This window comes from Rhodocyclaceae bacterium, from assembly GCA_020248265.1.
Taxonomy (GTDB): Bacteria; Pseudomonadota; Gammaproteobacteria; order Burkholderiales; family CAIKXV01; genus CAIKXV01.
In genome coordinates this window covers 84,332-106,088 of record JADCHX010000008.1, presented here as the reverse complement: position 1 = coordinate 106,088, position 21,757 = coordinate 84,332, and the positions used below count along the sequence as shown (strand labels likewise).

The 21,757-nt window shown below is 69.1% G+C and carries 23 protein-coding genes; 7 read left to right on the top strand and 16 right to left on the bottom strand.

Features of this window, described 5'->3' with window-relative positions; all coding sequences use genetic code 11:
- Window positions 1–29: 29 nt before the first annotated feature.
- The 12 genes from ING98_08990 to bchI all read right to left on the bottom strand — a co-directional run bounded on the left by ING98_08990 (window position 30) and on the right by bchI (window position 12,154).
- A complete protein-coding gene (locus tag ING98_08990; protein ID MCA3101996.1) occupies window positions 30–218 on the bottom strand; it encodes a light-harvesting protein in 189 nt (62 codons plus the stop codon).
- A gap of 12 nt (window positions 219–230) precedes the next feature.
- On the bottom strand, window positions 231–419 hold the full coding sequence (locus ING98_08985) for a hypothetical protein (protein ID MCA3101995.1): 189 nt from the start codon (window positions 417–419) through the stop codon (window positions 231–233).
- A gap of 54 nt (window positions 420–473) precedes the next feature.
- On the bottom strand, window positions 474–617 hold the full coding sequence (locus ING98_08980; protein ID MCA3101994.1) for a light-harvesting protein: 144 nt from the start codon (window positions 615–617) through the stop codon (window positions 474–476).
- Between the two features lie 193 nt (window positions 618–810).
- Window positions 811–2,301: a chlorophyllide a reductase subunit Z gene (gene bchZ / locus ING98_08975; GenBank protein ID MCA3101993.1), complete on the bottom strand. Its 1,491-nt coding sequence runs from the start codon at window positions 2,299–2,301 to the stop codon at window positions 811–813.
- Window positions 2,298–3,899, bottom strand: coding sequence for a chlorophyllide a reductase subunit Y (gene bchY / locus ING98_08970; GenBank protein ID MCA3101992.1), 1,602 nt, complete (start codon window positions 3,897–3,899; stop codon window positions 2,298–2,300). The genes bchZ and bchY overlap by 4 nt, the downstream gene beginning before the upstream one ends.
- 4 nt (window positions 3,900–3,903) lie before the next feature.
- Window positions 3,904–4,917 (bottom strand): chlorophyllide a reductase iron protein subunit X, encoded by a 1,014-nt coding sequence (locus ING98_08965; GenBank protein MCA3101991.1) that lies wholly within the window; start codon window positions 4,915–4,917, stop codon window positions 3,904–3,906.
- Window positions 4,914–5,852, bottom strand: coding sequence for a chlorophyll synthesis pathway protein BchC (gene bchC, locus ING98_08960; GenBank protein ID MCA3101990.1), 939 nt, complete (start codon window positions 5,850–5,852; stop codon window positions 4,914–4,916). Before bchC ends, ING98_08965 begins: the two co-directional genes overlap by 4 nt.
- A gap of 125 nt (window positions 5,853–5,977) precedes the next feature.
- Window positions 5,978–7,123 carry a methyltransferase domain-containing protein gene (locus ING98_08955; protein ID MCA3101989.1) on the bottom strand — a complete coding sequence of 382 codons (1,146 nt, stop codon included), beginning with the start codon at window positions 7,121–7,123 and terminating at the stop codon, window positions 5,978–5,980.
- Window positions 7,124–7,203: 80 nt separating this feature from the next.
- On the bottom strand, window positions 7,204–8,097 hold the full coding sequence (locus ING98_08950; GenBank protein MCA3101988.1) for a polyprenyl synthetase family protein: 894 nt from the start codon (window positions 8,095–8,097) through the stop codon (window positions 7,204–7,206).
- A 137-nt stretch (window positions 8,098–8,234) separates the two neighbouring features.
- Window positions 8,235–9,155: an alpha/beta fold hydrolase gene (locus ING98_08945; GenBank protein ID MCA3101987.1), complete on the bottom strand. Its 921-nt coding sequence runs from the start codon at window positions 9,153–9,155 to the stop codon at window positions 8,235–8,237.
- Window positions 9,152–11,071 carry a magnesium chelatase subunit D gene (locus tag ING98_08940; GenBank protein MCA3101986.1) on the bottom strand — a complete coding sequence of 640 codons (1,920 nt, stop codon included), beginning with the start codon at window positions 11,069–11,071 and terminating at the stop codon, window positions 9,152–9,154. The genes ING98_08945 and ING98_08940 overlap by 4 nt, the downstream gene beginning before the upstream one ends.
- 3 nt (window positions 11,072–11,074) lie before the next feature.
- A complete protein-coding gene (bchI, locus tag ING98_08935; GenBank protein ID MCA3101985.1) occupies window positions 11,075–12,154 on the bottom strand; it encodes a magnesium chelatase ATPase subunit I in 1,080 nt (359 codons plus the stop codon).
- 141 nt (window positions 12,155–12,295) lie between these two features.
- On the opposite strand from bchI, the gene ING98_08930 reads away from it, so the two are divergent.
- A complete protein-coding gene (locus ING98_08930; protein ID MCA3101984.1) occupies window positions 12,296–13,666 on the top strand; it encodes an MmgE/PrpD family protein in 1,371 nt (456 codons plus the stop codon).
- A 30-nt stretch (window positions 13,667–13,696) separates the two neighbouring features.
- Window positions 13,697–14,206 carry a YbaY family lipoprotein gene (locus ING98_08925; protein MCA3101983.1) on the top strand — a complete coding sequence of 170 codons (510 nt, stop codon included), beginning with the start codon at window positions 13,697–13,699 and terminating at the stop codon, window positions 14,204–14,206.
- Between the two features lie 25 nt (window positions 14,207–14,231).
- On the opposite strand, the gene ING98_08920 is transcribed toward ING98_08925, so the two are convergent.
- Complete coding sequence (locus ING98_08920) at window positions 14,232–15,218, bottom strand: tripartite tricarboxylate transporter substrate binding protein (GenBank protein MCA3101982.1); 987 nt, start codon at window positions 15,216–15,218, stop codon at window positions 14,232–14,234.
- 179 nt (window positions 15,219–15,397) lie between these two features.
- Here ING98_08920 and ING98_08915 point away from each other — a divergent pair, with 179 nt between their 5' ends.
- From ING98_08915 to ING98_08895, 5 genes are read left to right on the top strand one after another with little or no spacing between them, the layout of a single operon-like run.
- On the top strand, window positions 15,398–15,895 hold the full coding sequence (locus ING98_08915; GenBank protein MCA3101981.1) for a hypothetical protein: 498 nt from the start codon (window positions 15,398–15,400) through the stop codon (window positions 15,893–15,895).
- Window positions 15,896–15,900: 5 nt separating this feature from the next.
- Window positions 15,901–16,425, top strand: coding sequence for a CinA family protein (locus ING98_08910; protein MCA3101980.1), 525 nt, complete (start codon window positions 15,901–15,903; stop codon window positions 16,423–16,425).
- 43 nt (window positions 16,426–16,468) lie between these two features.
- On the top strand, window positions 16,469–17,539 hold the full coding sequence (locus ING98_08905) for an amidohydrolase (protein MCA3101979.1): 1,071 nt from the start codon (window positions 16,469–16,471) through the stop codon (window positions 17,537–17,539).
- Window positions 17,536–18,510, top strand: coding sequence for a zinc-binding dehydrogenase (locus tag ING98_08900; protein MCA3101978.1), 975 nt, complete (start codon window positions 17,536–17,538; stop codon window positions 18,508–18,510). Before ING98_08905 ends, ING98_08900 begins: the two co-directional genes overlap by 4 nt.
- 2 nt (window positions 18,511–18,512) lie before the next feature.
- Window positions 18,513–19,289 carry a Sir2 family NAD-dependent protein deacetylase gene (locus ING98_08895; protein MCA3101977.1) on the top strand — a complete coding sequence of 259 codons (777 nt, stop codon included), beginning with the start codon at window positions 18,513–18,515 and terminating at the stop codon, window positions 19,287–19,289.
- Window positions 19,290–19,311: 22 nt separating this feature from the next.
- On the opposite strand, the gene ING98_08890 is transcribed toward ING98_08895, so the two are convergent.
- The 3 genes from ING98_08890 to ING98_08880 are packed head-to-tail and all read right to left on the bottom strand — an operon-like array spanning window position 19,312 to window position 21,755.
- A complete protein-coding gene (locus tag ING98_08890; protein ID MCA3101976.1) occupies window positions 19,312–19,740 on the bottom strand; it encodes a RidA family protein in 429 nt (142 codons plus the stop codon).
- 48 nt (window positions 19,741–19,788) lie between these two features.
- Window positions 19,789–20,802: a tripartite tricarboxylate transporter substrate binding protein gene (locus tag ING98_08885; protein MCA3101975.1), complete on the bottom strand. Its 1,014-nt coding sequence runs from the start codon at window positions 20,800–20,802 to the stop codon at window positions 19,789–19,791.
- A gap of 2 nt (window positions 20,803–20,804) precedes the next feature.
- Window positions 20,805–21,755 carry a 2-hydroxyacid dehydrogenase gene (locus ING98_08880; protein ID MCA3101974.1) on the bottom strand — a complete coding sequence of 317 codons (951 nt, stop codon included), beginning with the start codon at window positions 21,753–21,755 and terminating at the stop codon, window positions 20,805–20,807.
- Window positions 21,756–21,757: the final 2 nt, after the last annotated feature.

Genomic DNA, 21,757 nt, shown 5'->3' with positions numbered 1-21,757 from the left:
CCTGGGGTACAACGTGCTTCTGCTGCGTACTACTTCGGTGTTGCCGCCGGCATCGGCGCGTTCTGCGTGGTTGCCGGCCCTGCCTTCGGACCGTCCAGCCAGTTGAACTTGTTCGTGCTCAACAGGATGAGATGGATCATCGCTGCCAGCGAGAACAGGAAGACACCCTGGATGACCATGGCCCGCAATGGGTCGTACAGACGCCAGATTCTCCACATGAGTTCTTTCTCCTAAAGTAATTGCGACATGAAGTTGTAGACCGCCACCTTCACGCCGTCATTCAACGACTCGGCACCTTCAGCCCCCGGAAGCCAGGAACGCCAATGCCAGCCCAACTTCTGCGCGACGAGGGCGATCGCGAGAATGGTCGCGAAGCTCACCGCATAGATGATCTCGAAGGACTTCGAATCGCCCTTCATGATCCTCTGCACGGAACCTGCGGTCAGGTCGGTCATCGTTATTCCTTTCTGGATCTAGAACCAGGGACGCCAGGCCCAGACCAGGATGTGGGCCACCACGGCGACTGCCGTGAAACCGATCATTCCCTGGATGTAGAACTGGTGGAACTCCTGTGCCTCGCTGTCCGTGAGGCCGGAGATGGAGCTTCGTTCAGCCATTTGGTGATACCTCCTGATGACGGCTGTTACCGCAGGCTTTCGGGGCCTGCGGCGGGACCGCCGCGACACTTCGTCGCGGCGAACACTTCCGTCCGGTACGACTGGACAGAATCGGTCGCAACGCGCGCCGCGCCGAACGGGCGCGTGCGCGTCGAAAAACGTGTTTTGCTTGCGGGGCGGACCATGCACGCAGTCATGCCGGCTCCTGCGCTGGCGTCAGGGCAGCCAATGCCGGCGCCGGACGGACCCTTGCGTCGTCGCCCTGCACGCGCGCAAGCGTCACGCGCGACTCGCCTGCGTGGCGCGTATTGCGCTCGACCTCGTCGCGCAGCTGCTTGGCCGCCGAGATGCGCACCAGCACCGGGAACGCATCGACGCGCTCATCGAACGCTGCCTTTGCATCCTCGTCCCAGGCCAGCTCCGCGTGCAGCCGGGCCGGCGTCGCATCGACCCGGTCGAGATCCGTACCCAGCGGAATCATGTGGAAGAGCGCGTCGAAGAGCGCGTTGCAGACTTCCTGCACCAGGTAGGTCGCGCCGCCGTAACCCATGAAGGGCGTGCCAGTGTGGCGGCGGATGATCGCGCCCGGGAACGAGGCCGGTATGTAGGATGCTTTCGCGCCCATCTCGGCGAGGTACATGCGTTCGTTGAAGCTGCCGAACATCACGAGCGGCGTCTTCTCGCGCACCATCTGGCGTACCGCCTCGTTGTCCGTCTTGGCGCCGGCCTTGCGCGAAACGGCGAACGTGCACGGCAGACCGAGCTCGCCTTCGAGGAAGTGGCGGATGCCACGCGTGTAGGTCTCGTTGGCCACTACGGCGAAACTCGCGGTGCCGAAGAAGTCCTGAGTCACCGAGCGCCAGAGGTCCCAGATCGGCTTGATCGTCGTGTGCTTCTCGCGCTCGATGAACGGCTCGGGATCGAGCCCGAGGAGCTCGCCGAGGGAGCGGAGGAACTTCGTCGTGCTGTGCAGGCCGATCGGTGCCTGCAGGTACGGCCGATCGAGCGCTTCGCACAGCAGGCGCCCGAACTCTCGGTACATGCAGATGTTCACGTCGGCATCCACCAGGCGGCGTACGTCGGCGAGGTGGCTTCCCAGGGGGAACACCATGTTGACTTCGGCGCCGATGCCCTCGACCAGTCGCCGGATCTCGGCGACGTCGCTCGGCGAGTTGAACATGCCGTAGCTCGGGCCGAGAATGTTCACGCGTGGCTTGTCGCCTTCCTTCACCGGACGGCGCTCCGGCATGGTGCCGCGCTTGGAAGCGTATTCGGTCCAGAGCCAGTACATCGCGCGGTTTGCGCTCTGCCACTGGTCCTCATCGATCGTGCGCGGCAGGAAGCGGGCAATGCCGGTCCCCTCGGGCGTCACGCCACCGCCGATCATCTCGGCGATCGAGCCGGTGACGACCACCGCCGGCAGGTTCGGGTCGAGTACCGCGTGGGCGCGCTTCATCGCGCCTTCGGTGCCGTGCTGGCCGAGTTCCTCCTCGGCCAGCCCGGTGACAACGATCGGCAGCTCGTGCGGCGGCAGTGCGTCGGTGTAGTGCAGCACCGAGGTGACTGGCAGGTTCTCGCAACCGACCGGGCCATCGATGACAACCTGAAGGCCCTTGATCGCGGCGAACACGTACACCGCACCCCAGTAGCCGCCTGCGCGGTCATGGTCGAGGATCAGGCTCATATCAGCCCGGCCTCCTCGGCCTTGCGCTGCTTGGCCAGTTTGGCCAGGTTGCGCTTCTGCTGCTCGCGGAACTCCGGGCGGTCCTGGGGAACGCCGTCCTGCGCCTGCCACACGCCGGCGGCATGGCCTTCACCGACGCCGTCGAAGAACGCTTTCATCTCGTCGAAGCGAGCCTTGTTGCCGAGCGCCGCATTGACCACGGTCGCCAGCGAGCCTGCGCCCGCCGGTCCCATCAGCGGCCGCGCCGAAATCAGGTTGGTGAAGTAGAGCGCCGGAATGGTCGCCTGCTTGGCCGCCTGGACGACCGGCGTGGTGCCGATCGCGAGATCGGGCTTGAATTCGCGCATCGCCGCGAGGTCCTGTTCGAGCGAGGCCCGATACTGGACGTGCACGCCACGGGCTTCGAGCCACTGGCGATCTGCATCGCTCCACGGCGTGCGCGGGCAGGCAGTTCCGACGTAGCGCAGGTCCGCGCCGCTTTCCACCAGCAGTCGGCCGACCAGCAGTTCGGAACCTTCGTAGCCGCTCATCGTGATACGGCCCTTGATGGGCATCTTCGAGAGCGCGCCGCGGATCATGGGCAGGATGCGGTTCTTTGCCGCGTCGATCTTCGCGCGTGGTACGTTCACCGATTGCCCGATCGCCTCCAGCCACGCTTCGGTACCGTCATGGCCGACCGGCGCAGAACCGACGATCGGCCGCCCAGCCGCCTCGAACTCGCGGATGCTGGCGGTATAGAACGGATGGATCGCGGCGATCACCGAACCGTCGAGCGCGGCGTACAGCTCGCGCCATTCGCGGGTCGGAACCACCGGGCCAGCGGCCAGGCCCATCGGCTCGAGCATCATGCCGATGCTCATCGGGTCGGCCGGGAACATCTCGCCAAGGAGGGTCACCGTCGGCACGCCGCTGCGCGCACCGGGCTGGTGGTTGCGCGGCGCCTGCACCGGGCCAGTCTCGGCCTCGGCACGCGCGAACCGCAGCATGGCACCGGCCAGCACATCCTTCGCTTCGGCATGGGTCGGCACGCCGAAGCCCGGTACGTCAATGCCGATGATGCGCACGCCGTCGATTTCCTTCGGCAGCAACTGCAGCGGCACGCCGCTCGCGGTCGGCACGCACAGGTTGATGATCACGATCGCGTCGTACAGGGTGGGATCGGCCAGCTTGAACACCGACTCGCGGATGTCCTCGAACAGCTTGCCGGTGACCAGCGTCTCTGAGTTGAACGGCACGTAGCCGACCGTGCGCCGTGCGCCGTAGAAGTGCGACGTGAAGGTGAGCCCGTAGACACAGCAGGCCGACCCCGAAAGCACGGTCGCGGTGCGGCGCATGCGCAGGCCGACGCGCAGGCTGCCGAAGGCCGGGCACATCGACTGTGGCTGATCGTGCGGACCCTTCGGATAATCGAGGGCGTACTGGTCGAGCGCGCCACCCTTGCCGGCGGCACGCGCCGCCGCTTCCATCGTGTCCTTGCCACCGTGGCAACCGGCACCGTCAACCGGTGCCACCGCCGCGCCGCGCGGATGCAGCGTGACCGGGATGGCGGCAGGCGCGGGCCGTCCCGGGTCGGCGGGCTTGGGCTGGAAGGTATCCATCGGCTCAGGCTTCGTCGTAGACCACTTCGAGGGTCTTCTTCTCGACCGTCTCGCGACCGAGCATGTCGGCGACAGTCGCCGGCTGCATCACATAGTCGCGACCGGTGATCTCGCTGCTGAACAGCGAGAGCAACTGGTCCTGGCTGAGCGGCTTCGGCCGTACCGGCGGCGCGCTGGCGACATTCGACGCGAGGTTCTCGAACACCGGAGCCCACTGGGTGCCGGGGCGACCGATGATTTCGTAGTTGGCGCTCTTGCGGCGGATGTCGTCGTTGGCCGGGATCGAGGCGAGTACCGGGATGCCGACTGCCTCGGCGAACTTCGCCGCTTCACCGGTACCGTCTTCCTTGTTGATCACCAGGCCGGCGACGCCCACGTTGCCACCGAGCTTGCGGAAGTACTCGACCGCCGAGCAGACGTTGTTCGCGACATACAGCGACTGCAGGTCGTTACTGCCGACGACGATGACCTTCTGGCACATGTCGCGGGCGATCGGCAGACCGAAGCCGCCGCAGACCACGTCGCCGAGGAAGTCGAGCAGCACGTAATCGAAGCCCCAGTCGTGGAAGCCGAGCTTCTCGAGGGTCTCGAAGCCATGAATGATGCCGCGGCCACCACAGCCACGGCCGACTTCAGGGCCACCGAGTTCCATAGCGAAGACGCCGTCGCGGATGAAGCAGACGTCGCCGATCGAGACCTGTTCGCCGGCCAGCTTCTTCTTCGAGGAGGTCTCGATGATGGTCGGGCAGGCCTTGCCGCCGAACAGCAACGAGGTCGTGTCGCTCTTGGGGTCGCAGCCGATCAGGAGTACTTTCTTGCCCTGCTGGGCCATCATGTAGGACAGGTTGGCCAGCGTGAAGCTCTTGCCGATGCCACCCTTGCCGTAGATCGCGATGATCTGCGTGTCCTTGGTCGCAGGGCTGGTCGAGACCGCATCAGGCTCGATCGCCGCCTCTGCGCGAAGCGCGTTCTTCATGGCGAACTGCACGACCGATGCGGCGGTATTGGTGGAGCTCATTGCACGTCTCTCCAGTCGAGAATCATCTTCAGGCAGGAAGCGTCGGTGAACGCGGTGCGGTAGGCCGACGCGGCATGCGCCGCCGGCACGCGGTGGGTGATCAGGCCGTCGAGCGACAGGCGGCCCGAGGCGAGGAGGTCGGTGACTGCAACCAGGTCGGCGGGCTTCCATTCCGCCGCGACCCGCAGGCGGGCTTCGCGCATGAATGCAGGTGCGAATGCGAACTGCAGCGGTGCGCTGTAGAAGCCGGCGAGCACGATCTCGCCGCCGGCGGCCAGGCGCATCACCAGCGTGTCGAGCAGCTTCGAGTCGCCACTGACATCGTAGATCGAGCGGTAATCGCGGCGCTCGTCGGACGCGGGATCGATCACCGTGTATCCGTCGGCACCTTCGCGCCGCGCGGCGTTCGTCTCCCAGACCACCGGAGCGCCACCCGCAGCCACGGCCAGGCGCGCGAGCAGGCGGCCGAGCACGCCATGGCCGACGATCAGGTCGGGCAGCACCGCGTTCGGCGCTGCCAGGGCATGCTGCGCGGTAGCAGCAAGGGCGAGCAGCACCGCGCCTTCGCCGAGGTTCTCCGCGACTGGCGTCGTGCGCGACCCGGTGACCACCAGCGTCGCCGCGGCACCGCCGAACAGGCCACGCACTTCGCCGAAGCAGCGTGCGCCAGGCACGAACACCCGCTCGCCGACGCGGCGGCCCGAAGACGCGCCCGCTTCCACGATCTGGCCGACGGATTCGTAGCCGGGGACCAGCGGATAGCCGAGGCCCGGAAACTGGGGCATCTCGCCCAGCCAGAGCAGTCGTTCGGTACCGGTACTGATGCCGCTCCATTCGATGTCGACCACGACATCGTCGTCTCCAGGCGCAGTGAGGGCGAGTTCGCTCAGAACCAGCTGCTGCGGCTTCTCGAGCACGACTGCCAACGCGTTCATGCGCCGTTCCCCACTGATCACTTGCCACCTCTGCATCGTCTGAGCCTGGCCGACCTCGGCGCGTTACGCCGGGACCACCCGCGACGTGTCAGATTACTCTGACGACATTTAATGTCAAGTGTCATTTACAGCGCTTTTCGGTCGTCGAGCCTCGGGCGCGCGACCAGCAGCCCGGTCTGCAACGGACTCGGCGTGGGCACGATGCGCACGTCGGTGAACCCTGCCTGCTCGAGCAGGCGCTCGAAATCGGCGGGTGCACGCGAACGCCCGCGCCCCATTGCCATCAGGTAGAAACCGAAATACGCCGCCCCCATCGGCTCGGCACCGCTGGTACCGGCCATCGGCTCGGCGATCAGCAGCGTGCCGTCGTCCGGGATGGCCCGCCGCACTGCGGCAAGCAGCTCCAGGACCGTCTCGTCCGGATGGTCGAACAGCACCCGGACCAGCGTGATCAGGTCTGCACCAGCCGGCAGCGCATCGCGGCGGAAGTCGCCACCGACGGCCGTTGCCCGGTGCGCGAGCCCGCTGGTGGCAAACCGGCTGGTCGCGCGGTCGGCGACCGCCGGAAGGTCGAACAGCTGCAGCGAGATCGACGGGACTTCGGCTGCAACGGCACACACGAAACTCCCGTCGCCACCGCCGACATCGAGCAGCCGGCGATGACGGTGCAGCGGCCAGGCAGCGAGGATCTCGCGCGTCACCAGCGGTTGCGAATCCGCCATCAGCCGGGAGTATTCGGCGACCTGTTCCGGCCCGAGGGCTGCAGCATCGGGGTTGCCGGCATAGGCCCAGTAGCGGCCCAGCTCGGTCCGGTCGCGGTCGCCACGGAGCAGTGCGACCGGGTCGCGCAGATCGGCGTAGAGCAATGCGTGGTGTTCGATCATTGCCACGACGCCCGGGTTGCCGACCAGCGCCGCGCCGAGCACGCCCAGGCCGTAGCGGCCGTCACTGCGCTGCTCGATCAGCCGCAGCGAGGCGGCAGCGGCGAGCAGGCGGTCGGTCGCATCCTGCGGCAGCGACAGGCGCTGCGACAGGGCGCGGGCATCGAGTGGCGACACCTGCAGGATGCCGAACAGGTCGAGCCGCACGCAGGCCAGCAGGACCTGGGAATAGACGAAACCCGCGCACAGGTCGAACAACTCGCGCGCACGGCGGCGCGCGAAAGGGCGCGTCAGCGGGAACGATGCCGCCCAGCGCTGGAATCGTTCGCTCGAGACCAGCCGGTCTCGCGTGGCGAGCCATCGATCGGCCCAGTTCAATGCGGCATCCATGCAGCGTGCGTCCGTTCAGGCAGTCGTCGATGCGTGCGGTCGGTGCGTACGGCAAGCCCCTCGAACCGCACGCCGGCCGGTCAAGCAGCGCGTTGCGCGAGTTCCGACGGCAGGAAGCGCTGGGCTTCCATCTGGATCACCGCCTTCAGGCCGGCGGCGCCCGAACAGGCGGGGATCGAATCGACCGCTTCGGCGATCAGCCGGTCCAGATGGGCCACCGCTGCGGTGACGCCCATATGGGCGACCGAGTTCGGACGGCCGAGCCGCTTGTCCTGGCCGATCGGCTTGCCCAGTTCGGCCTCGGTCGAACAGACGTCGCGGATGTCGTCGGCGACCTGGAACGCCTCGCCAAGGCGCTCGCCCAGCTTGCGCCACGGCAGCGATTCATGACCGGCCGCTTCCGCACCCGCCATCGTCGCGGCACCGAACAGTGCGCCGGTCTTGGCACGCTGGTACTCGGCCAGCGCGACATGCGATTCGCATTCCCAGGCCTGGCCGGCGACGATGCCCGATGGCATGCCGACCGCACGGCCGATGATGTTCATCAGCGGCCCCAGACGGCGCGGCGCGGCGCCGCAACCGCGGGCCAGCGTCTGGAACGCCAGCACGATCAGCGCATCGCCGGCGAGCACCGCCAGCCGCTCGCCGAACGCGCGATGCACCGACGGCTTGCCCCGACGGGTCGGCGCATCGTCGAAGCAGGGCAGGTCGTCATGCACCAGCGAAGCGCAGTGCAGCAGTTCGATCGCGGCCGCGGCCGACTCCGCGATCTCGGGGTTGTCTTCGCCGCAGGCGCAGGCGACGGCGAGGGTGAGCCGCGGGCGGATCCGGGCACCACCGGGGAACACCGAATAGCGGATCGCCGCCGCCAGGCGCGGCGGGCAACCAGGCTCCTGTGCCTGCGCCACGGCCACTGCAAGCGATTGCTCGATGGCGCAGGACAGCGCCTGCTCGATTCGGTTCATCGGGTCCATTTCCGCTCCTCGGGGATCATTCGGGCACTGGCCGGACGTCCTCCCTGCGGATTCATGGCTTTCGCTACGACACCAATCCGTCAGGCTGGGTTGTCATCCAGAGTGTCACGTACTGTAGACATGTTGCCCCCGCTGCGTCAATCGGAATCTGGAGACGTCCCGGCGAGCATCGACCGCAGGTGCCCAGCCACCTCGGCGGCCCGCTCTTCATGGGCCAGATGGCCCAGCCCGTGCATTTCGACGATGCGCGTTCCAGCCACGCGATCACGGATACGCAGCGCGTCTCCCGGACGCACGGTACGGTCGCGCGTGCCGACCAGCAGCAGCAGCGGGCACGGCAGCCGCGGCAGGTCGCGTTCGAGTGCGTTCAGGTCCCAGCTGGCCATCATGCGCAACACCCCCGCGACATGACCGGGATTGCGCACCAGCCGTTCGTACAGGGCGAGACCTTCGGCATCGAGGATCGAACCGGTGCTGCGGATCATGCGCTCGGTCGCCGCCCCACCAGCCGCACGCCATGCAAACAGACGAGGTACCAGGGAACTCGCCGCCAGCATTTTCGCCGCCGGCAGGAAGAACTGGCCGGCCAGGCCCTGCAGCGGCAACAGCGCGGCATTGATGCCGGCCAGCACCCGAAGGTCGAGCAGCCCGTCGATGCACATGCGTGCGAGCACCGCCGCCCCGGCCGAATGGCCCAGCGCCCATTCCGGCCGCACACCGAGCGACAGGTGCAACCGCTCCAGCAGCTGCGACAGCGACGCGGCCATTCCGGGCAGCGACAGGTCGGCATCGGCGGGCGTACCGGTGAACCCATGGCCTGGCAAGTCGGGTGCGATCACGGTGAAATGCTCGGCCAGCAGCGGTGCCAGCGAGCGCCATGAATGGCTCGCCGCGCCGGTGCCGTGCAGCAGCAGGATCGCCGGCCGTCCCGGCGACGGCTCTCCGAGCACCTGCACATGCCAGTGCAGCCCGCCGCACTCGACGAAGCGGCTCGCAACACGGTTCGGCCAGTCGGCGCCCTCGGTCTCCCAATCGAGCGCCGCGCGGGCCACGGTCATGGGGCGCGGCCCGGACGCGGCCGCGCCCCCGTTTCGATCGCCACCACCTGCTTTACTGCACCCGACAGCGCGGCGGAATCCGCGTACGGCAGCGCCAGATAGCGTGCGCCCATCGCAGTGGCGATCTTCTCCGCCGCGGGCTGCGGCCGCGGCCCGGTGTCGATCAGCAGCGCCTGCACCCCGCAAAGGCGCAGTTCGGTCGCCGCCTGCAGCGCGTCGGCCTGCGCACGCTCGCGATCGGGCTTGCCATCACGAGCCAGGTTGCCGCGGCCGTCGGTGATCATGATCAGCACGGCGCTGTCGCCCTTGCGCCGTACCGAATCGGCCAGCACGCGCGACGCATCGATGCCTGCCGCCAGCGGCGTGCCCCCGCCACCCGGCAGCCCGGCGAGCGAACGCTTCGCGCGCGTGAGCGAACGCGTCGGCGGCAGCACGATCTCGGCACCCGGACCCCGGAAGACGATCAGCGCGACCTGGTCGCGCCGCACATAGCAGTCGGCCAGCAGCAACTCGACCGCGCCCTTGGCTTCGGCCAGCCGGTTCAGCGCCTGCGATCCGGACGCATCGACCGCGAAGATGGTCGTCGTCTGCGCGCGCTCGCGGTAGCGCTGCACCCGGAAATCGTCGCGCCGCACGTCGATGCGCCCGGCGTGCGCGGCACCGCTGGCGCACGACGCCTGGCGCTTGCGCTCGCGCAGGCGCAGCGGCTGCCATGGCGCGGCCGCACGCAAGGTATCGACGAGTGCCAGCCGCTGTCCGCTGCGCGGATCGCCAGGCCGCGATCCCGCCGGCCGGCCGCGGCGCTGCCCGCGCTGCATCGCGCCGGAACGGCCGCCAGCCGAACGCGCGCTCTTCGGCTGCAGGCCGGCCTGCAGGAGCGCGAGCAGTCCGCCCGGGATCGCGGCCTTCACCGCGTCGAGCACACGATCGTCGAGCGGCCGGTCGTCCGCCGGCGTGTCTTCATCCGGCGGAGGTTCCTCGTCACGCGCATCTTCCGGTGGCGGCGGTGGCGGCGGGTCCTCCGGCGGCGGCTCGGCTTCAGCTTCGGTTTCCGGATCTGCAGGTATCCGGGTCGCCCGTGGCGCCAGTACCAGCCGGGCCGCCAGCGTCGCGTCTGCCTCGACCACATGGTCGCGCCCGTCCAGGGCTGCCGCCGCCCTGGCGGCACGCACCGCGGCGATGGTCGTGCGCGGGGAGTCGACGCCCAGCGCCAGCGCCGTTGCGCACAGCGCCTCGAGCAGTGCGTCGTCGAGCACTACCGACGGCAGGAGCTCGCGCGCCGCCGCAACGCCTTCCCGATCGGGCGGCGGTTCGATCGCCTCGCGCAACGGCAGGTCGCCGAGATCGACCAGGAACGCGAGCCGTTCGACCAGCGTTGCCGGCACCGACTCGTCGTCGTGGGCGCTCTCGTCCAACGCGACCACGCCGAAACGGGTTGGCAGCAGGGTGCTGAAGCCGTCGCGCTCGATGCGGATCTCGCCATGGTCCAGCGCAGCGGCGATCTTCGCCGCGACCCCGGTCTCGATGCGCTCGGCCATCGCCACCAGCGCGACGCCGCCGTCGACTTCCGCAAGCAGGCCGCGCTCGGCCACTGGCCGGCCGGCATTGAGCGTCGCCGCGAGGTCGAGGCCGCCGAGCAGCCGGCCATCACCGATCTGCAGCGGGACACGCCGCACCGGCGCCGATGGCGGCAGCGCCTCGCGCAGCGCGTGCAGCCAGCGATCTCGCACCGGGCCGGCGCGCGCGCGCAGCAATACCCCGCCCAGGCCGTGGGGATCGACGGCAAACAGTGCCAGCGCATCCATCGAATCGGCCCATGGACTGCGTGCTGCCGGACGGGACGGTGTGCCATCCGGGGAAGGCGCGCCCGCCTGGCCGGGAACGGCGGTGCGCGGCGCCTGCGCCGGCCCGGGCATCGCTCAGGCCCCGAAATGCTCGGCGATCGCGCGTTCGATCCGGCTCGCCGACCCCGCGTCCTCGAGCGGATTGCGCCGCAGGCGGTGCCGCAGCGCAGGTGCCGCGACGCGCTTCAGGTGACCGTCGTCGACCGCCCGGTCGCCCTCGAAGGCGGCCAGCGCACGCGCCGAGCGCATCAGCGTCAGTTCACCGCGCAGGCCGTCGGTGCCCAGCGCCATGCACAGCGCGGCGGCCTGCTCGAGCACGCGGTCGGGTACATCGACCTCGGCCAGGTGGCCGCGCGCCGCCGTGAGCCTGCGCCGCAGCTTCGCGTCTTCCTTCTCCCATGCGGCAATGAACGCCACGGGATCGCGCTCGAAGGTATCGCGCCGGCGCACGACCTCGATGCGCGTGGGCAGGTCGGTCGGCGTCTTGACCTCGACCGACAGCCCGAACCGGTCGAGCAGCTGCGGGCGCAGCTCGCCTTCCTCGGGGTTGCCGCTACCCACCAGCACGAAGCGCGCCGGATGTCGGATCGACAGCCCCTCGCGCTCGACCACATTCTCGCCGGAGGCGGCGACGTCGAGCAGCAGGTCGACCAGATGGTCTTCCAGCAGGTTCGCTTCGTCGATGTAGAGAAAGCCACGGTTCGCGCGCGCCAGCAGCCCGGGCTCGAACGCCTTCTGCCCGTGCGCCAGCGCCCGCTCGAGGTCGAGCGCACCGACGACACGGTCTTCGGTGGCGCCCAGCGGCAGGTCGACGACCGGCACCGGCACCGCATGGCTCCTGGGCCCGGCGGCAGGCTTCGCCACGCCGGCCGCCTTCGACTTCGACCTGGACGCGGCCGCAGGCTTGTCCGCCGTGCCGTCACATGCGCCGCACAGGCCGGCCACCTTCGCCGGATCGCAGCCGTACGGGCATCCGACCACAGCGCGCATCGTGGGCAGCAGTGCCGCAAGTGCCCGCACGGCCGTCGACTTGCCGGTGCCGCGATCGCCGAAGATCAGTACCCCGCCGACCGAAGGGTCGACCGACGCGATCAGCAGCGCGAGCTTCATCTCGTCCTGGCCGACGATCGCGGAAAACGGAAACACTGCAGCCATGCGCGGGCCCTGATCCTGTCGGTTGGTGGCCCGGCATTGTAGAGCAGCACCGCAGCAGCGGCCACGGCGACCCGGTGGCTTCGCCACGGACCGCCGCAATGAAGTGCATCATTGCCCGGCCAAGACAGCTTCTTCCACGCCATGAGTCCATCGGAAACGCTATCCGCACGCATCGCCGGACATGTCGCCGGGCTGCAGTACGACCACCTGCCGGCCAGGATCGTCGACCATGCGAAACTGATCATGCTGGACACGCTGGCGGTGGCCTGGGCCGGCTCGGATGCGCCGGGCTGCCGCGAGGTACACGGGCTGTTCGCCGCCGATGGCGGCGCGGCGCAGGCGACCTGCTGGGCGTTCGGTGGAAAGCTGCCGGCGGCGGAGGCCGCCTTCATCAATGGCGGGACGGCAGCCGCGCTCGACTACGACAGCTTCGGGCGCGACGCACCGGTCCACACCAACATCGTGATCCTTCCGGTGGCGCTGGCGATGGCCGAATGGCTGCGCGCGCCGGGGCGTGACTTCCTGTGCGCCCTGGTCGCCGGCAACGACCTGGTGTGCCGGATCGCCGGATCGTTCGCGCTGCCGCATCGTGGCTTCGCCTATACCTCCGTGGTCACCGTGCTGGGCGCCGCCGCAGCTGCCTCGCGGCTGATGGGGCTGGACGCCACCACGACGCGGCATGCCCTCGGACTCGCGTTCCAGCAGGCGGGCGGTACCCAGCAGGCGAACCTCGAGCCTGCGCTCGCGAAACGGCTGCTGTCGGCCTTCCCCGCGCGCGCCGGCATCCTGGCTGCCCGGCTCGCCGCTCGCGGCATCACCGCGCCAGCAGAGATCTTCGAGGGCAGGCTCGGCTTCCATGCGCTCTACCAGCCCGGCGATCCGCAGCGCATGCTGGATGGGCTGGGCGAGCGCTTCGACAGCGACGCGGTGTCGATCAAGGGCTATCCGAGCTGCAGCTGCAACCACACGGCGATCGCCGGCATGCTGGAACTGGTCACGCAGTACGGGCTGACGGCGGACGACATCGCATCGGTCGAGGTCGCCGCCAGCCCGTACATCGCACAGCTGGTCGGCGCACCCTACGAACCGGGCGACGATCCGCAGGTGAGCGCCCAGTTCAGCATCCGCTATTCGATCGCCTGCGCGGTGCTGCGCGGGCGCCTCGGGCTGGCCGAGATCGAACCGCAAGCCGCGTTGGACCCGGCACTGCGGAGCTTCGCCGCCAGGGTGAGCGTGCGGCCGGAGCCGTCGTTCACCGGCACGCGGGCACCGGTCGTGCTGCGCGTGGCGAGCCATCGCCACGGCCTGCTCGAGCGCAGGGTCGACCATGTCCCGGGCAGCGCCGAGGCGCCACTGGGACCTGCGGCCATCGATGCGAAGTTCGACGAATGCTTCGCGCGCGGCGTGCAGCCGCTCGACCCGGCGCGCACGCGGATGCTGCGCGAACGGGTCGCCGGGCTGGAAGCCATCGACGACCTGTCGACGTTCTTCGATGGCATCTGCGCCGACTGAACGGACAACCCCGACCGAAGGAAGATGACCATGGCCATGCCTGTCCCCCGCAACGCGCGCACCGACCGGTGCCGCGGCGCCCCCGCCAGCGCCGCCGCCGCACTGGCCGCCCTGCTGGCCTTGGCGGTCGCAGGCTGCGCAGCGCCTGCGGTACCCGCAGCACCCGCGTCCGCCCCGACGGCCGTCTCCGGCGCCAGGCCGACCACCGCAGCCAGCGTGACCGGCACGGCTACCTACCGGGAACGCATGGCCCTGCCGCCCGATGCCGTGTTCGAAGCGGTCATCGAAGACATCTCGAAGGCCGATGCGCCGGCGGTCGTCCTCGGCCGGACCCGGGTGGCCTCGGTCCAGGTACCGGTGTCGTTCTCGATTGCCTACGACCCGGCGAAGCTCGACCCGCGCGCACGCTACTCGGTGCGCACTCGGATCCTGGTGGAAGGCCGTCCGTGGTTCACCTCGGACACCGTCCATCCGGTGCTGCGCGACGCCGGCGACAGCCGCGTGGATATCGTGATGCGCCGGGTGGCTTCGGCGCCCTGAACCCGGCGCCGCCGCAGCCACTATCTCAGGTAGGTTTCAACCCGACCTGCCTGGCGATCTTTCCCCAGACCTGCATTTCACGCCGGATGAATGCGTCGAACTCCGCAGGCGTGTCACCGACCGGAATCGCGCCCTGGGCACTGAGCCGTTCGGAAAGCTCCGGCGACTTCACGATGCGGGCGATCTCGCGGCCGAGCCGGTCGAGTGCTTCCCTGGGGATCTTCGCTGGTGCGAAAACGCCGTACCACTCGTAGGTGTCGTACTTCGGCAGGCCGGATTCGGCGAAGGTCGGGGTGTCGGGCATCCCGGGCGAGCGCTTGGCGGCCGTGGTCGCGATCGCCTTCAGCCGTCCGGTCTTGATGTGCTGGAGCACGCCGGGCGGGCCGCTGATCAGCAGCTGGATCTGCCCGGCAATCAGGTCGGCGATCGCCGGGGCACCGCCCTTGTACGGGATGTAGGCCATGTCGATGCCCGCCATCACCTTCAGCATCTCGACCGACAGGTGGCCGGAGGTGAGCTGCCCGGGCACGCCGTAGTTGAGCGCGCCGGGGCGCGACTTCGCGTACGCGATGAATTCCTTGAGGGTCGAAGCCGGCACCGACGGATGCACCGTCAGTACGCCCGGCACGATCACCATGTTCGACACCGGGGTGAAATCACGCAGGGTGTCGTAGGGCAGGTCCTTCATCACGAACGGGTTCACCACATGCGGGGTCAGCAGGGTGCCGACCGTGTGGCCGTCGGGCGCGGAGCGCGCGATGATGTCGCTCGCGATCACGAAGGCCCCCCCTGGCCGGTTGTCCACCAGCACCGGCTGCCCGACCGACTCGGCGAGGCGTTGCGCGACCAGGCGCGAGATCAGGTCGTTGGTGCTGCCGGGCGGGACGGCGACGATCCAGCGCATCGGCCGCGACGGAAACGCCTGCGCCGATACCGACTGCGCGATGGACAGTCCGGACAGGGCCAGGGCCGACACTGCAAGCATGGCGGTACGCGAAAACGGGTTGGGCATTCACTCCTCCTTGCTCCTCGGACTGGACTGTCCGGAAGCTGTATGCCAGTGGATCCGTGGCGCGATCGCGCCGGACCTCATGTCGTGTGTGTGTGCATCGGGACCGTACCCGATGCCGGAACGGAATGTACCAAGCGCAGCGCAGGCCGTACACTTCGGGTTCCACGGCCCGATCCAGGATGCCAGTGCATCGAGACACGCCCAGCGCATCGCGCGACCCGTTCGCCACCGGCGAGATGGGCGTGCCGGCCATCCTGCGCACCGCGTTCGGCGGCCGTTTCGTCGGCGTGATGGAACTGTCGCGCGACGACCGCGGCTTCTCGCTGATCGCCGCGCCGACCCGCTGCATCCGCCGCGGTGACGTGCACGAACTGATCGTCACCGACGAAGCCACTGCGGCACCCGGTGCCACGGTGCAGCGCTGCCGGTTCCTCGGCTTCGTGGCGTTCGAAAGCGCTGGCGTACTGGTTCGCGGCGACGCCATTGCCGTCGACGGCCGCGAGGTCGGCACGGTGGCCGGCTTCGACGAGTGCCACTTCCCGAACCACCTGAACATCGTGCTGCAGGCCGGGCATGCGCGCACGGGCGTCCAGCTCGGGCTGCGGCCGGGCGCGCTGCTGCAGGTACGACCGCGCAGCGGCAACCACCTGGCGGATATCCCCGCCGACACGGACTGAACATGATCGAACCCCTGATGCAGCACGCCGGCCGGGTGGCGGTGCAACTGAAGGCCCGCGGCCAGACGATCGCCGTCGGCGAATCGGCGGCCGGCGGGCTCATCACCGCAGCACTGCTGGCCGTGCCCGGGGCATCGGCCTACTGCCGCGGCGGGCTGGTGATCTATACCCGCAACGCACTGCTGTCGCTGAAGGCGGTCGACCTCGATCGGCTGGCCACGATGCGCGCATCGACCGAAGCCTATGCTTGTTTCGAGGCGCAGACCCTGCGCACCCACTTCGAGACCGACTGGGGCCTGGGCGAGACCGGCGCGGCCGGCCCCACCGGCAACAAGTATGGCGACGCCGCCGGCCATGCCTGCATCGCGGTCGCCGGGCCGGGCCTCGGCCCGTCGACCGGCACGATCGGCGAACGCTCGCGCACCCTCGAGACCGGCAGCACCGACCGTCTGCGCAACATGCAGGCGTTCGCCGCCGCCGCGCTGCTGCTGCTGGCCGAGACACTGGAAGGCCTGCCACCCGCGCGCTGAACACCTACGTTCGACGACGACGTCGACTTAACCAGGAGGAAACATGGAACGCACGATCACCGAACCTTCACCCGACGCACGGCGCAGGCGGCTGCTCGGCGGCCTGGGAACGTTGTCCGCGCTGGGTACGGCCGGGCTGCTCGCCGGCTGCGAAACGACTGCTGGCACCGGCACTGCCGCCGCACCGCACCGCATCGACGTACACCATCACATGGTGCCGCCGGCGTATGCCGAAGACCTGGTCAAGCGCGGCGGGCCGCGCCCGGTCAAGTGGTCGCCCGCGATGTCGATCGAGGACATGGACCGCAGCGGTATCGCGCTGTCGCTGACCTCGCTGGTACAACCGGCCGTCTGGTTCGGCGATGTCGCGCTCGGCCGCAGGCTCGCCCGCGAGAGCAACGAGTACGCGGCGAAACTCGCGATCGACTACCCTGGCCGCTTCGGCACCTTCGCCACGCTGCCGCTGCCCGACCCGGAAGGTTCGCTGAAGGAGATCGCCTACTGCCTCGACGTACTCAAGGCCGAGGGCTTCTGCCTGATGACCAGCTACAACGGCCGCTACCTGGGGCATGCCTCGTTCACGCCGGTGCTGGAAGAACTCGACCGGCGCGGCGCGGTCGTCTACACCCATCCGCTGACCGCCGACTGCTGCCGCAATGTCGTGCCCGGACTTCCCGACTCGGCTATCGAGTACGCCACCGACACCACGCGCACGATGGCCAGCCTGATGTTCAGCGGTGCGGCCGCGCGCTTCCCGAACATCAAGTGGATCTGGTCGCACAGCGGCGGCACCGCGCCCTTCCTGCGGTCGCGCTTCCAGTACCAGGAGCAGACGATGAAGGACGCGAAGCGGGTGCTGCCCAATGGCGTGATGCACGAGCTCGCGAAGTTCTACTACGACATGGCCCAGGGCAACCATCCCGGAGCGCTCGATGCGCTCGGCAGGATCGCGCCGGTCTCGCAGTATCTGTACGGCACCGACTTCCCGTATCGCCTCGGCGACGAAGTGAACAAGGGGCTCGCCGCCTATCCGTTCACCGCTGCGCAGCGCATGGCCATCGACCGCGGCAACGCGCTGCGCATCATGCCGTCGCTCAAGGGAAAGCTCGCATGAAGTCCTGCTGGATCGTCACCCGTGACCACAAGGCGGTCATCGAATACCGCGAAGTGCCCGTGCCGCAACCGAAGCCGGGCGAGGTCATCATCGAGGTGCATGCCTCGGCACTGAACCGCGGCGAACTGGTGGTCGGCGGCGCGGTGCACGGCGGGCCGGAGAAGATCGGCGGCAACGAGGCGGCCGGCATCGTGCATGCCATCGGTGCCGGCGTCACGAACTGCAAGCCTGGGGACAAGGTGTTCGGCCGTTCGCGCGGCGGCTTCGCCGACTACGCGACCCTCGACGCCGCGCAGGTGATGCCGATGCCGTCGCGCCTGAGCTGGCAGCAGGCGGCAGCGATCCCGATCTCGTACATCACCGCCTACGAGATGCTCTACCCGCCGTACGGACGGCTGGCGAAGGGCGAATGGCTGCTGATCACCGGTGTATCGTCCGGCGCGGGCGTGGCCTGCGTGCAAATGGCGAAGCTGCTCGGCGCGAAGTCGATCGGCACTTCGGGCTCGGCCGCCAAGCTGGAACGGATCAAGGCGCTCGGCCTCGATGTCGCGATCAACACCCGCGGCGCCGACTTCGCGGCGAAGGTGATGGAAGCCACCGGCGGCCATGGCGCCGACCTCGCGGTCAACCTGGTCGGCGGCACGCAGTTTGCCGAGTGCGTGCGTGCGGCGGCACGCAAGGGCCGGATCGCCGTGGTCGGCTATGTCGACGGCGCGCTCAGCGCCGAGATCGACCTCGGCGCGGTGCATGCCGGCCGGCTGGAGATCTTCGGCATCTCGAACGCGAAGCTGACCCGGGAAGAGAAGGCGGCGGCAGCGGCCGGCTTCGCGCGCGACGTGATGCCGGCGATCGCCGCCGGTGCCTTCGACCCGGTGATCGACCGCGAGTTCGGCTTCGACGAGATCCCGGCCGCGCGCGACTGCATGGAGTCGAGCGCGATGGTCGGCAAGATCGTGGTCCGGGTGCGCTGAGCATGCCGGCGCCATCGCGGGCCGGCAGTGCCGTATCCCTCGCGCAGGTACGCGCGTGGATCGATGCCGCGTCGAAAGTGACGGTGCTCACCGGCGCCGGCATCTCGACCGAATCCGGTATCCCGGACTTCCGCGGTCCACAGGGCGTGTGGACCACCAATCCCAAGGCAGAGAAGCTGTCCGATATCCGCTACTACGTCGCGGACCCGGAAGTACGCCGGCTGGCGTGGCAGAACCGTCTCGCGCATCCGGCGTGGCTCGCCACGCCGAACCGCGGCCACCAGGCGCTGGCTGCGCTCGAGGCCCGCAGCAAACTGCATGCGCTGATCACGCAGAACATCGACGGCCTGCACCAGAAGGCGGGTAACTCGCCAGGCAAGGTGATCGAGGTACACGGCACCGTGCTGTTCGTGGCCTGCCTGCAGTGCAACTGGCGCGGCCCGATGGCCGAGGTCGCCGAACGGCTGCGCGCTGGCGAGGAAGACCCACCCTGCACCGAATGCGGCGGCATCCTGAAGAGCGACACGATTTCGTTCGGCCAGTCGCTCAAGCCCGGGGTGATGGAGCGCGCGATGCGATGCGCCCAGGAATGCGACCTGATGCTGGCGGTCGGCTCGACGCTGCAGGTCTACCCGGTGTCGGGCGTGGTGCCGGTCGCGAAGCAGTTCGACGCGAAGCTGGTGATCGTGAACGCCCAGCCGACCCCGTTCGACGACATCGCCGACGCGGTGATCGCCGGGTCGATCGGCGAGGTGCTGCCGGCGATCTGCGGCGGCTGAGGCAGGACGCCCTGCCTCAGGGTCAGGGCTTCCTGTCCGGGATCACCGCCCAGCCGTCGATCTCCAGCAGCATCGTCGGCACGACGAAGCCCGACACCTGCACCGTCGTGCTGCACGGCAGGTCGTCGCCGAAGTACTCGTGGATGAGTTCGTTGACCTTGTCCTGGTCGTCGATGTTCTTCAGGTAGCGGGTGATCTTCACGATGTTGCGGAACTCGCCGCCCGCCGCCTCGACCATGCGCTTCATCTTCTCGAGCACCATGCGCGCCTGCGCACCGGCATCGTCGGGCAGCACCCACTCCTCGGGTACGTGCGGATGCTTGTGGTCGGGCTTGTGCGGACCCATGCCGGACATGAACAGCAGCGAGCCGCCCTCGATCTTGATCGCCGGCACGTAGGGCGTTCGGTGTTCCTTGTGCATCTCCCAGGGGAGGATGGTCTCGCGCTTCATCGGTGTCTCCTTCGTTCGCTTGGTCGATCGCGCAGCACGGCCGGGCCGCTACTGCACCTGTATGTTCGCATCGCGGACCACGCGGGCCCAGCGCTGCGTATCCGCCTGCACCAGCGCGGCAAAGGCCTCGGCACTGCCGGCGCGTGCGACCGCGCCGCCCTTCTCGATCGCAGCCACCGTCGCCGGGTCGGCGACCGCCTCGCGCACGACGGCGTTCAGGCGCACCAGCCTCGCCGGTGCGATGCCGCGCGGCCCGAGGACGCCCAGCCATCCCTGCACGACGAAGTCGCGCACGCCGGACTCGGCGACCGTGGGCACCTCGGGCAGCAGCGGCGTGCGTGCGGGACCGGTCGTCGCCAGCACCCGGACCTTGCCCGCCCTGACCTGCGGCACCAGGACGGACTCGATCTCCACCACCATCGGGATCTGCCCGCCGACCAGGTCGCTCACCGGTGCCATGCCGCCCTTGTAGGGCACATGCAGCAGCCTGACCCCGGCCATCGCCGACAGCAGTTCAGCCACCAGATGCTGGCCCGAACCGACGCCGCCGGTCCCGTAGCCGAGCGTGCCCGGCTTCGCCCGCGCCGCTGCAAGCAGGTCTGCCAGCGTGGCATGCGGACTCTGCGTCCCCACCGCCAGCGCATAGGCGAAGAAGCTGACCGTGGAGATGGCGGTGAAGTCCTTCACCGGGTCGTACCCGGCGTTCGGGTTGAGCGCCACGCCGGTGGTGAAGCCGGTCGGCGCCATCAGCAGCGTGTAGCCGTCAGGCGCGGACTGGCGCACGAGGTTGAAGGCGATCGCCCCGCCCGCGCCGACCCGGTTGTCGATGACCACTGGCTGGCCGAGGCTCTCCGACACCCGGCGGCCGACGATGCGCGCGGTGAGGTCGACGTTGCCGCCCGCGCCTGCGCCGACCACCATGCGCAGCGGACGCGACGGCCAGGCGGCATCGGGCTGGGCGTGGACGACGGATGCCAGCGAAGCCGACACGCACGCGAGGGCCACCACGGCGAGCCTTGCCTGTCCGCACTGGCCGTTCGAGGCGCTCCGCGGGCGCTGCATCGCTAGACGACCCTGTTCACGACCGGCTGCCCGGCGAAATGCCGGCGCAGGTTCTCGAGCTGCCGTTCGGCCATCGCCCGCCGGGTCTCGACGGTATAGGTGCCGACGTGCGGCGACAGCACGACGTTGTCGAGTTCGAGCAGCCTGCGGTCGATGCGCGGCTCGTTGTCGAAGGTGTCCAGGCCGGCCCCTGCGATCTTCCTGTCCTGCAGGTACTGGATCAGCACCGGCTCGTCCACCACCGACCCGCGTGCGACGTTCACCAGGTAGCCGCCGGGCCCGAGCGCATCGAGCACCTCGGCGTCGACCAGGCGCTCGGTCTGCGGGCCGCCCGGCACCCCGAGTACCAGCACGTCGGCGTTGCGGGCCAGCGTGAGCAGGTCCGGATCGTACGGGTAGTCGACACCCGGCTTCGGCTTCCGGTTGTGGTAGCGCACATGCATGCCGAAGGCACCTGCACGCTTCGCGACCTCGATGCCGATGCCGCCGAGGCCGAGGATGCCGACCGTCTTGCCGCCCAGCGAGGTCGCCGGCGGGAAGGTGCCGGGCGCGGTCCACAGCCCCGAGCGGACGAAGTGGTCTGCATACAGGTAGCGGCGCATCACGTTGAGCATCAGCGCCATCGCGGTGTCGGCCACGCATGCCTCGACGATGCCGACCACGTTCGCCACCACGACACCGCGCGCCTTCGCCGCGACCAGGTCGATCTTCTCGGTGCCGTCGCCGTAGTGCGAGATGATCTCGGCCTTCGGAAGGGCCGCGATCAGCCCGGCGTCGACGCCGCCATGGGCGAAGGTGGCGATGCCGCGCACCGTCGGCGCCACGCGCGCCAGAAAGGCGGCACGGTCCGTGGGGTCCGTGGCTTCGTACAGGCGGTGGCAGGTGTATTCCGCCTCCAGCATCTCCATCGCCGGCGACGGGATGCGGGTGGTGAGGACCAGCTCGATCGGCATGC

Coding starts and splice junctions, on each gene's coding strand:
- ING98_08990 (MCA3101996.1), bottom strand. CDS start 218: ATGTGGAGAATCTGGCGTCTGTACGACCCATTGCGGGCCATGGTCATC.
- ING98_08985 (MCA3101995.1), bottom strand. CDS start 419: ATGAAGGGCGATTCGAAGTCCTTCGAGATCATCTATGCGGTGAGCTTC.
- ING98_08980 (MCA3101994.1), bottom strand. CDS start 617: ATGGCTGAACGAAGCTCCATCTCCGGCCTCACGGACAGCGAGGCACAG.
- bchZ (MCA3101993.1), bottom strand. CDS start 2,301: ATGAGCCTGATCCTCGACCATGACCGCGCAGGCGGCTACTGGGGTGCG.
- bchY (MCA3101992.1), bottom strand. CDS start 3,899: ATGGATACCTTCCAGCCCAAGCCCGCCGACCCGGGACGGCCCGCGCCT.
- ING98_08965 (MCA3101991.1), bottom strand. CDS start 4,917: ATGAGCTCCACCAATACCGCCGCATCGGTCGTGCAGTTCGCCATGAAG.
- bchC (MCA3101990.1), bottom strand. CDS start 5,852: ATGAACGCGTTGGCAGTCGTGCTCGAGAAGCCGCAGCAGCTGGTTCTG.
- ING98_08955 (MCA3101989.1), bottom strand. CDS start 7,123: ATGGATGCCGCATTGAACTGGGCCGATCGATGGCTCGCCACGCGAGAC.
- ING98_08950 (MCA3101988.1), bottom strand. CDS start 8,097: ATGGACCCGATGAACCGAATCGAGCAGGCGCTGTCCTGCGCCATCGAG.
- ING98_08945 (MCA3101987.1), bottom strand. CDS start 9,155: ATGACCGTGGCCCGCGCGGCGCTCGATTGGGAGACCGAGGGCGCCGAC.
- ING98_08940 (MCA3101986.1), bottom strand. CDS start 11,071: ATGCCCGGGCCGGCGCAGGCGCCGCGCACCGCCGTTCCCGGCCAGGCG.
- bchI (MCA3101985.1), bottom strand. CDS start 12,154: ATGGCTGCAGTGTTTCCGTTTTCCGCGATCGTCGGCCAGGACGAGATG.
- ING98_08930 (MCA3101984.1), top strand. CDS start 12,296: ATGAGTCCATCGGAAACGCTATCCGCACGCATCGCCGGACATGTCGCC.
- ING98_08925 (MCA3101983.1), top strand. CDS start 13,697: ATGGCCATGCCTGTCCCCCGCAACGCGCGCACCGACCGGTGCCGCGGC.
- ING98_08920 (MCA3101982.1), bottom strand. CDS start 15,218: ATGCCCAACCCGTTTTCGCGTACCGCCATGCTTGCAGTGTCGGCCCTG.
- ING98_08915 (MCA3101981.1), top strand. CDS start 15,398: ATGCCAGTGCATCGAGACACGCCCAGCGCATCGCGCGACCCGTTCGCC.
- ING98_08905 (MCA3101979.1), top strand. CDS start 16,469: ATGGAACGCACGATCACCGAACCTTCACCCGACGCACGGCGCAGGCGG.
- ING98_08900 (MCA3101978.1), top strand. CDS start 17,536: ATGAAGTCCTGCTGGATCGTCACCCGTGACCACAAGGCGGTCATCGAA.
- ING98_08895 (MCA3101977.1), top strand. CDS start 18,513: ATGCCGGCGCCATCGCGGGCCGGCAGTGCCGTATCCCTCGCGCAGGTA.
- ING98_08890 (MCA3101976.1), bottom strand. CDS start 19,740: ATGAAGCGCGAGACCATCCTCCCCTGGGAGATGCACAAGGAACACCGA.
- ING98_08885 (MCA3101975.1), bottom strand. CDS start 20,802: ATGCAGCGCCCGCGGAGCGCCTCGAACGGCCAGTGCGGACAGGCAAGG.
- ING98_08880 (MCA3101974.1), bottom strand. CDS start 21,755: ATGCCGATCGAGCTGGTCCTCACCACCCGCATCCCGTCGCCGGCGATG.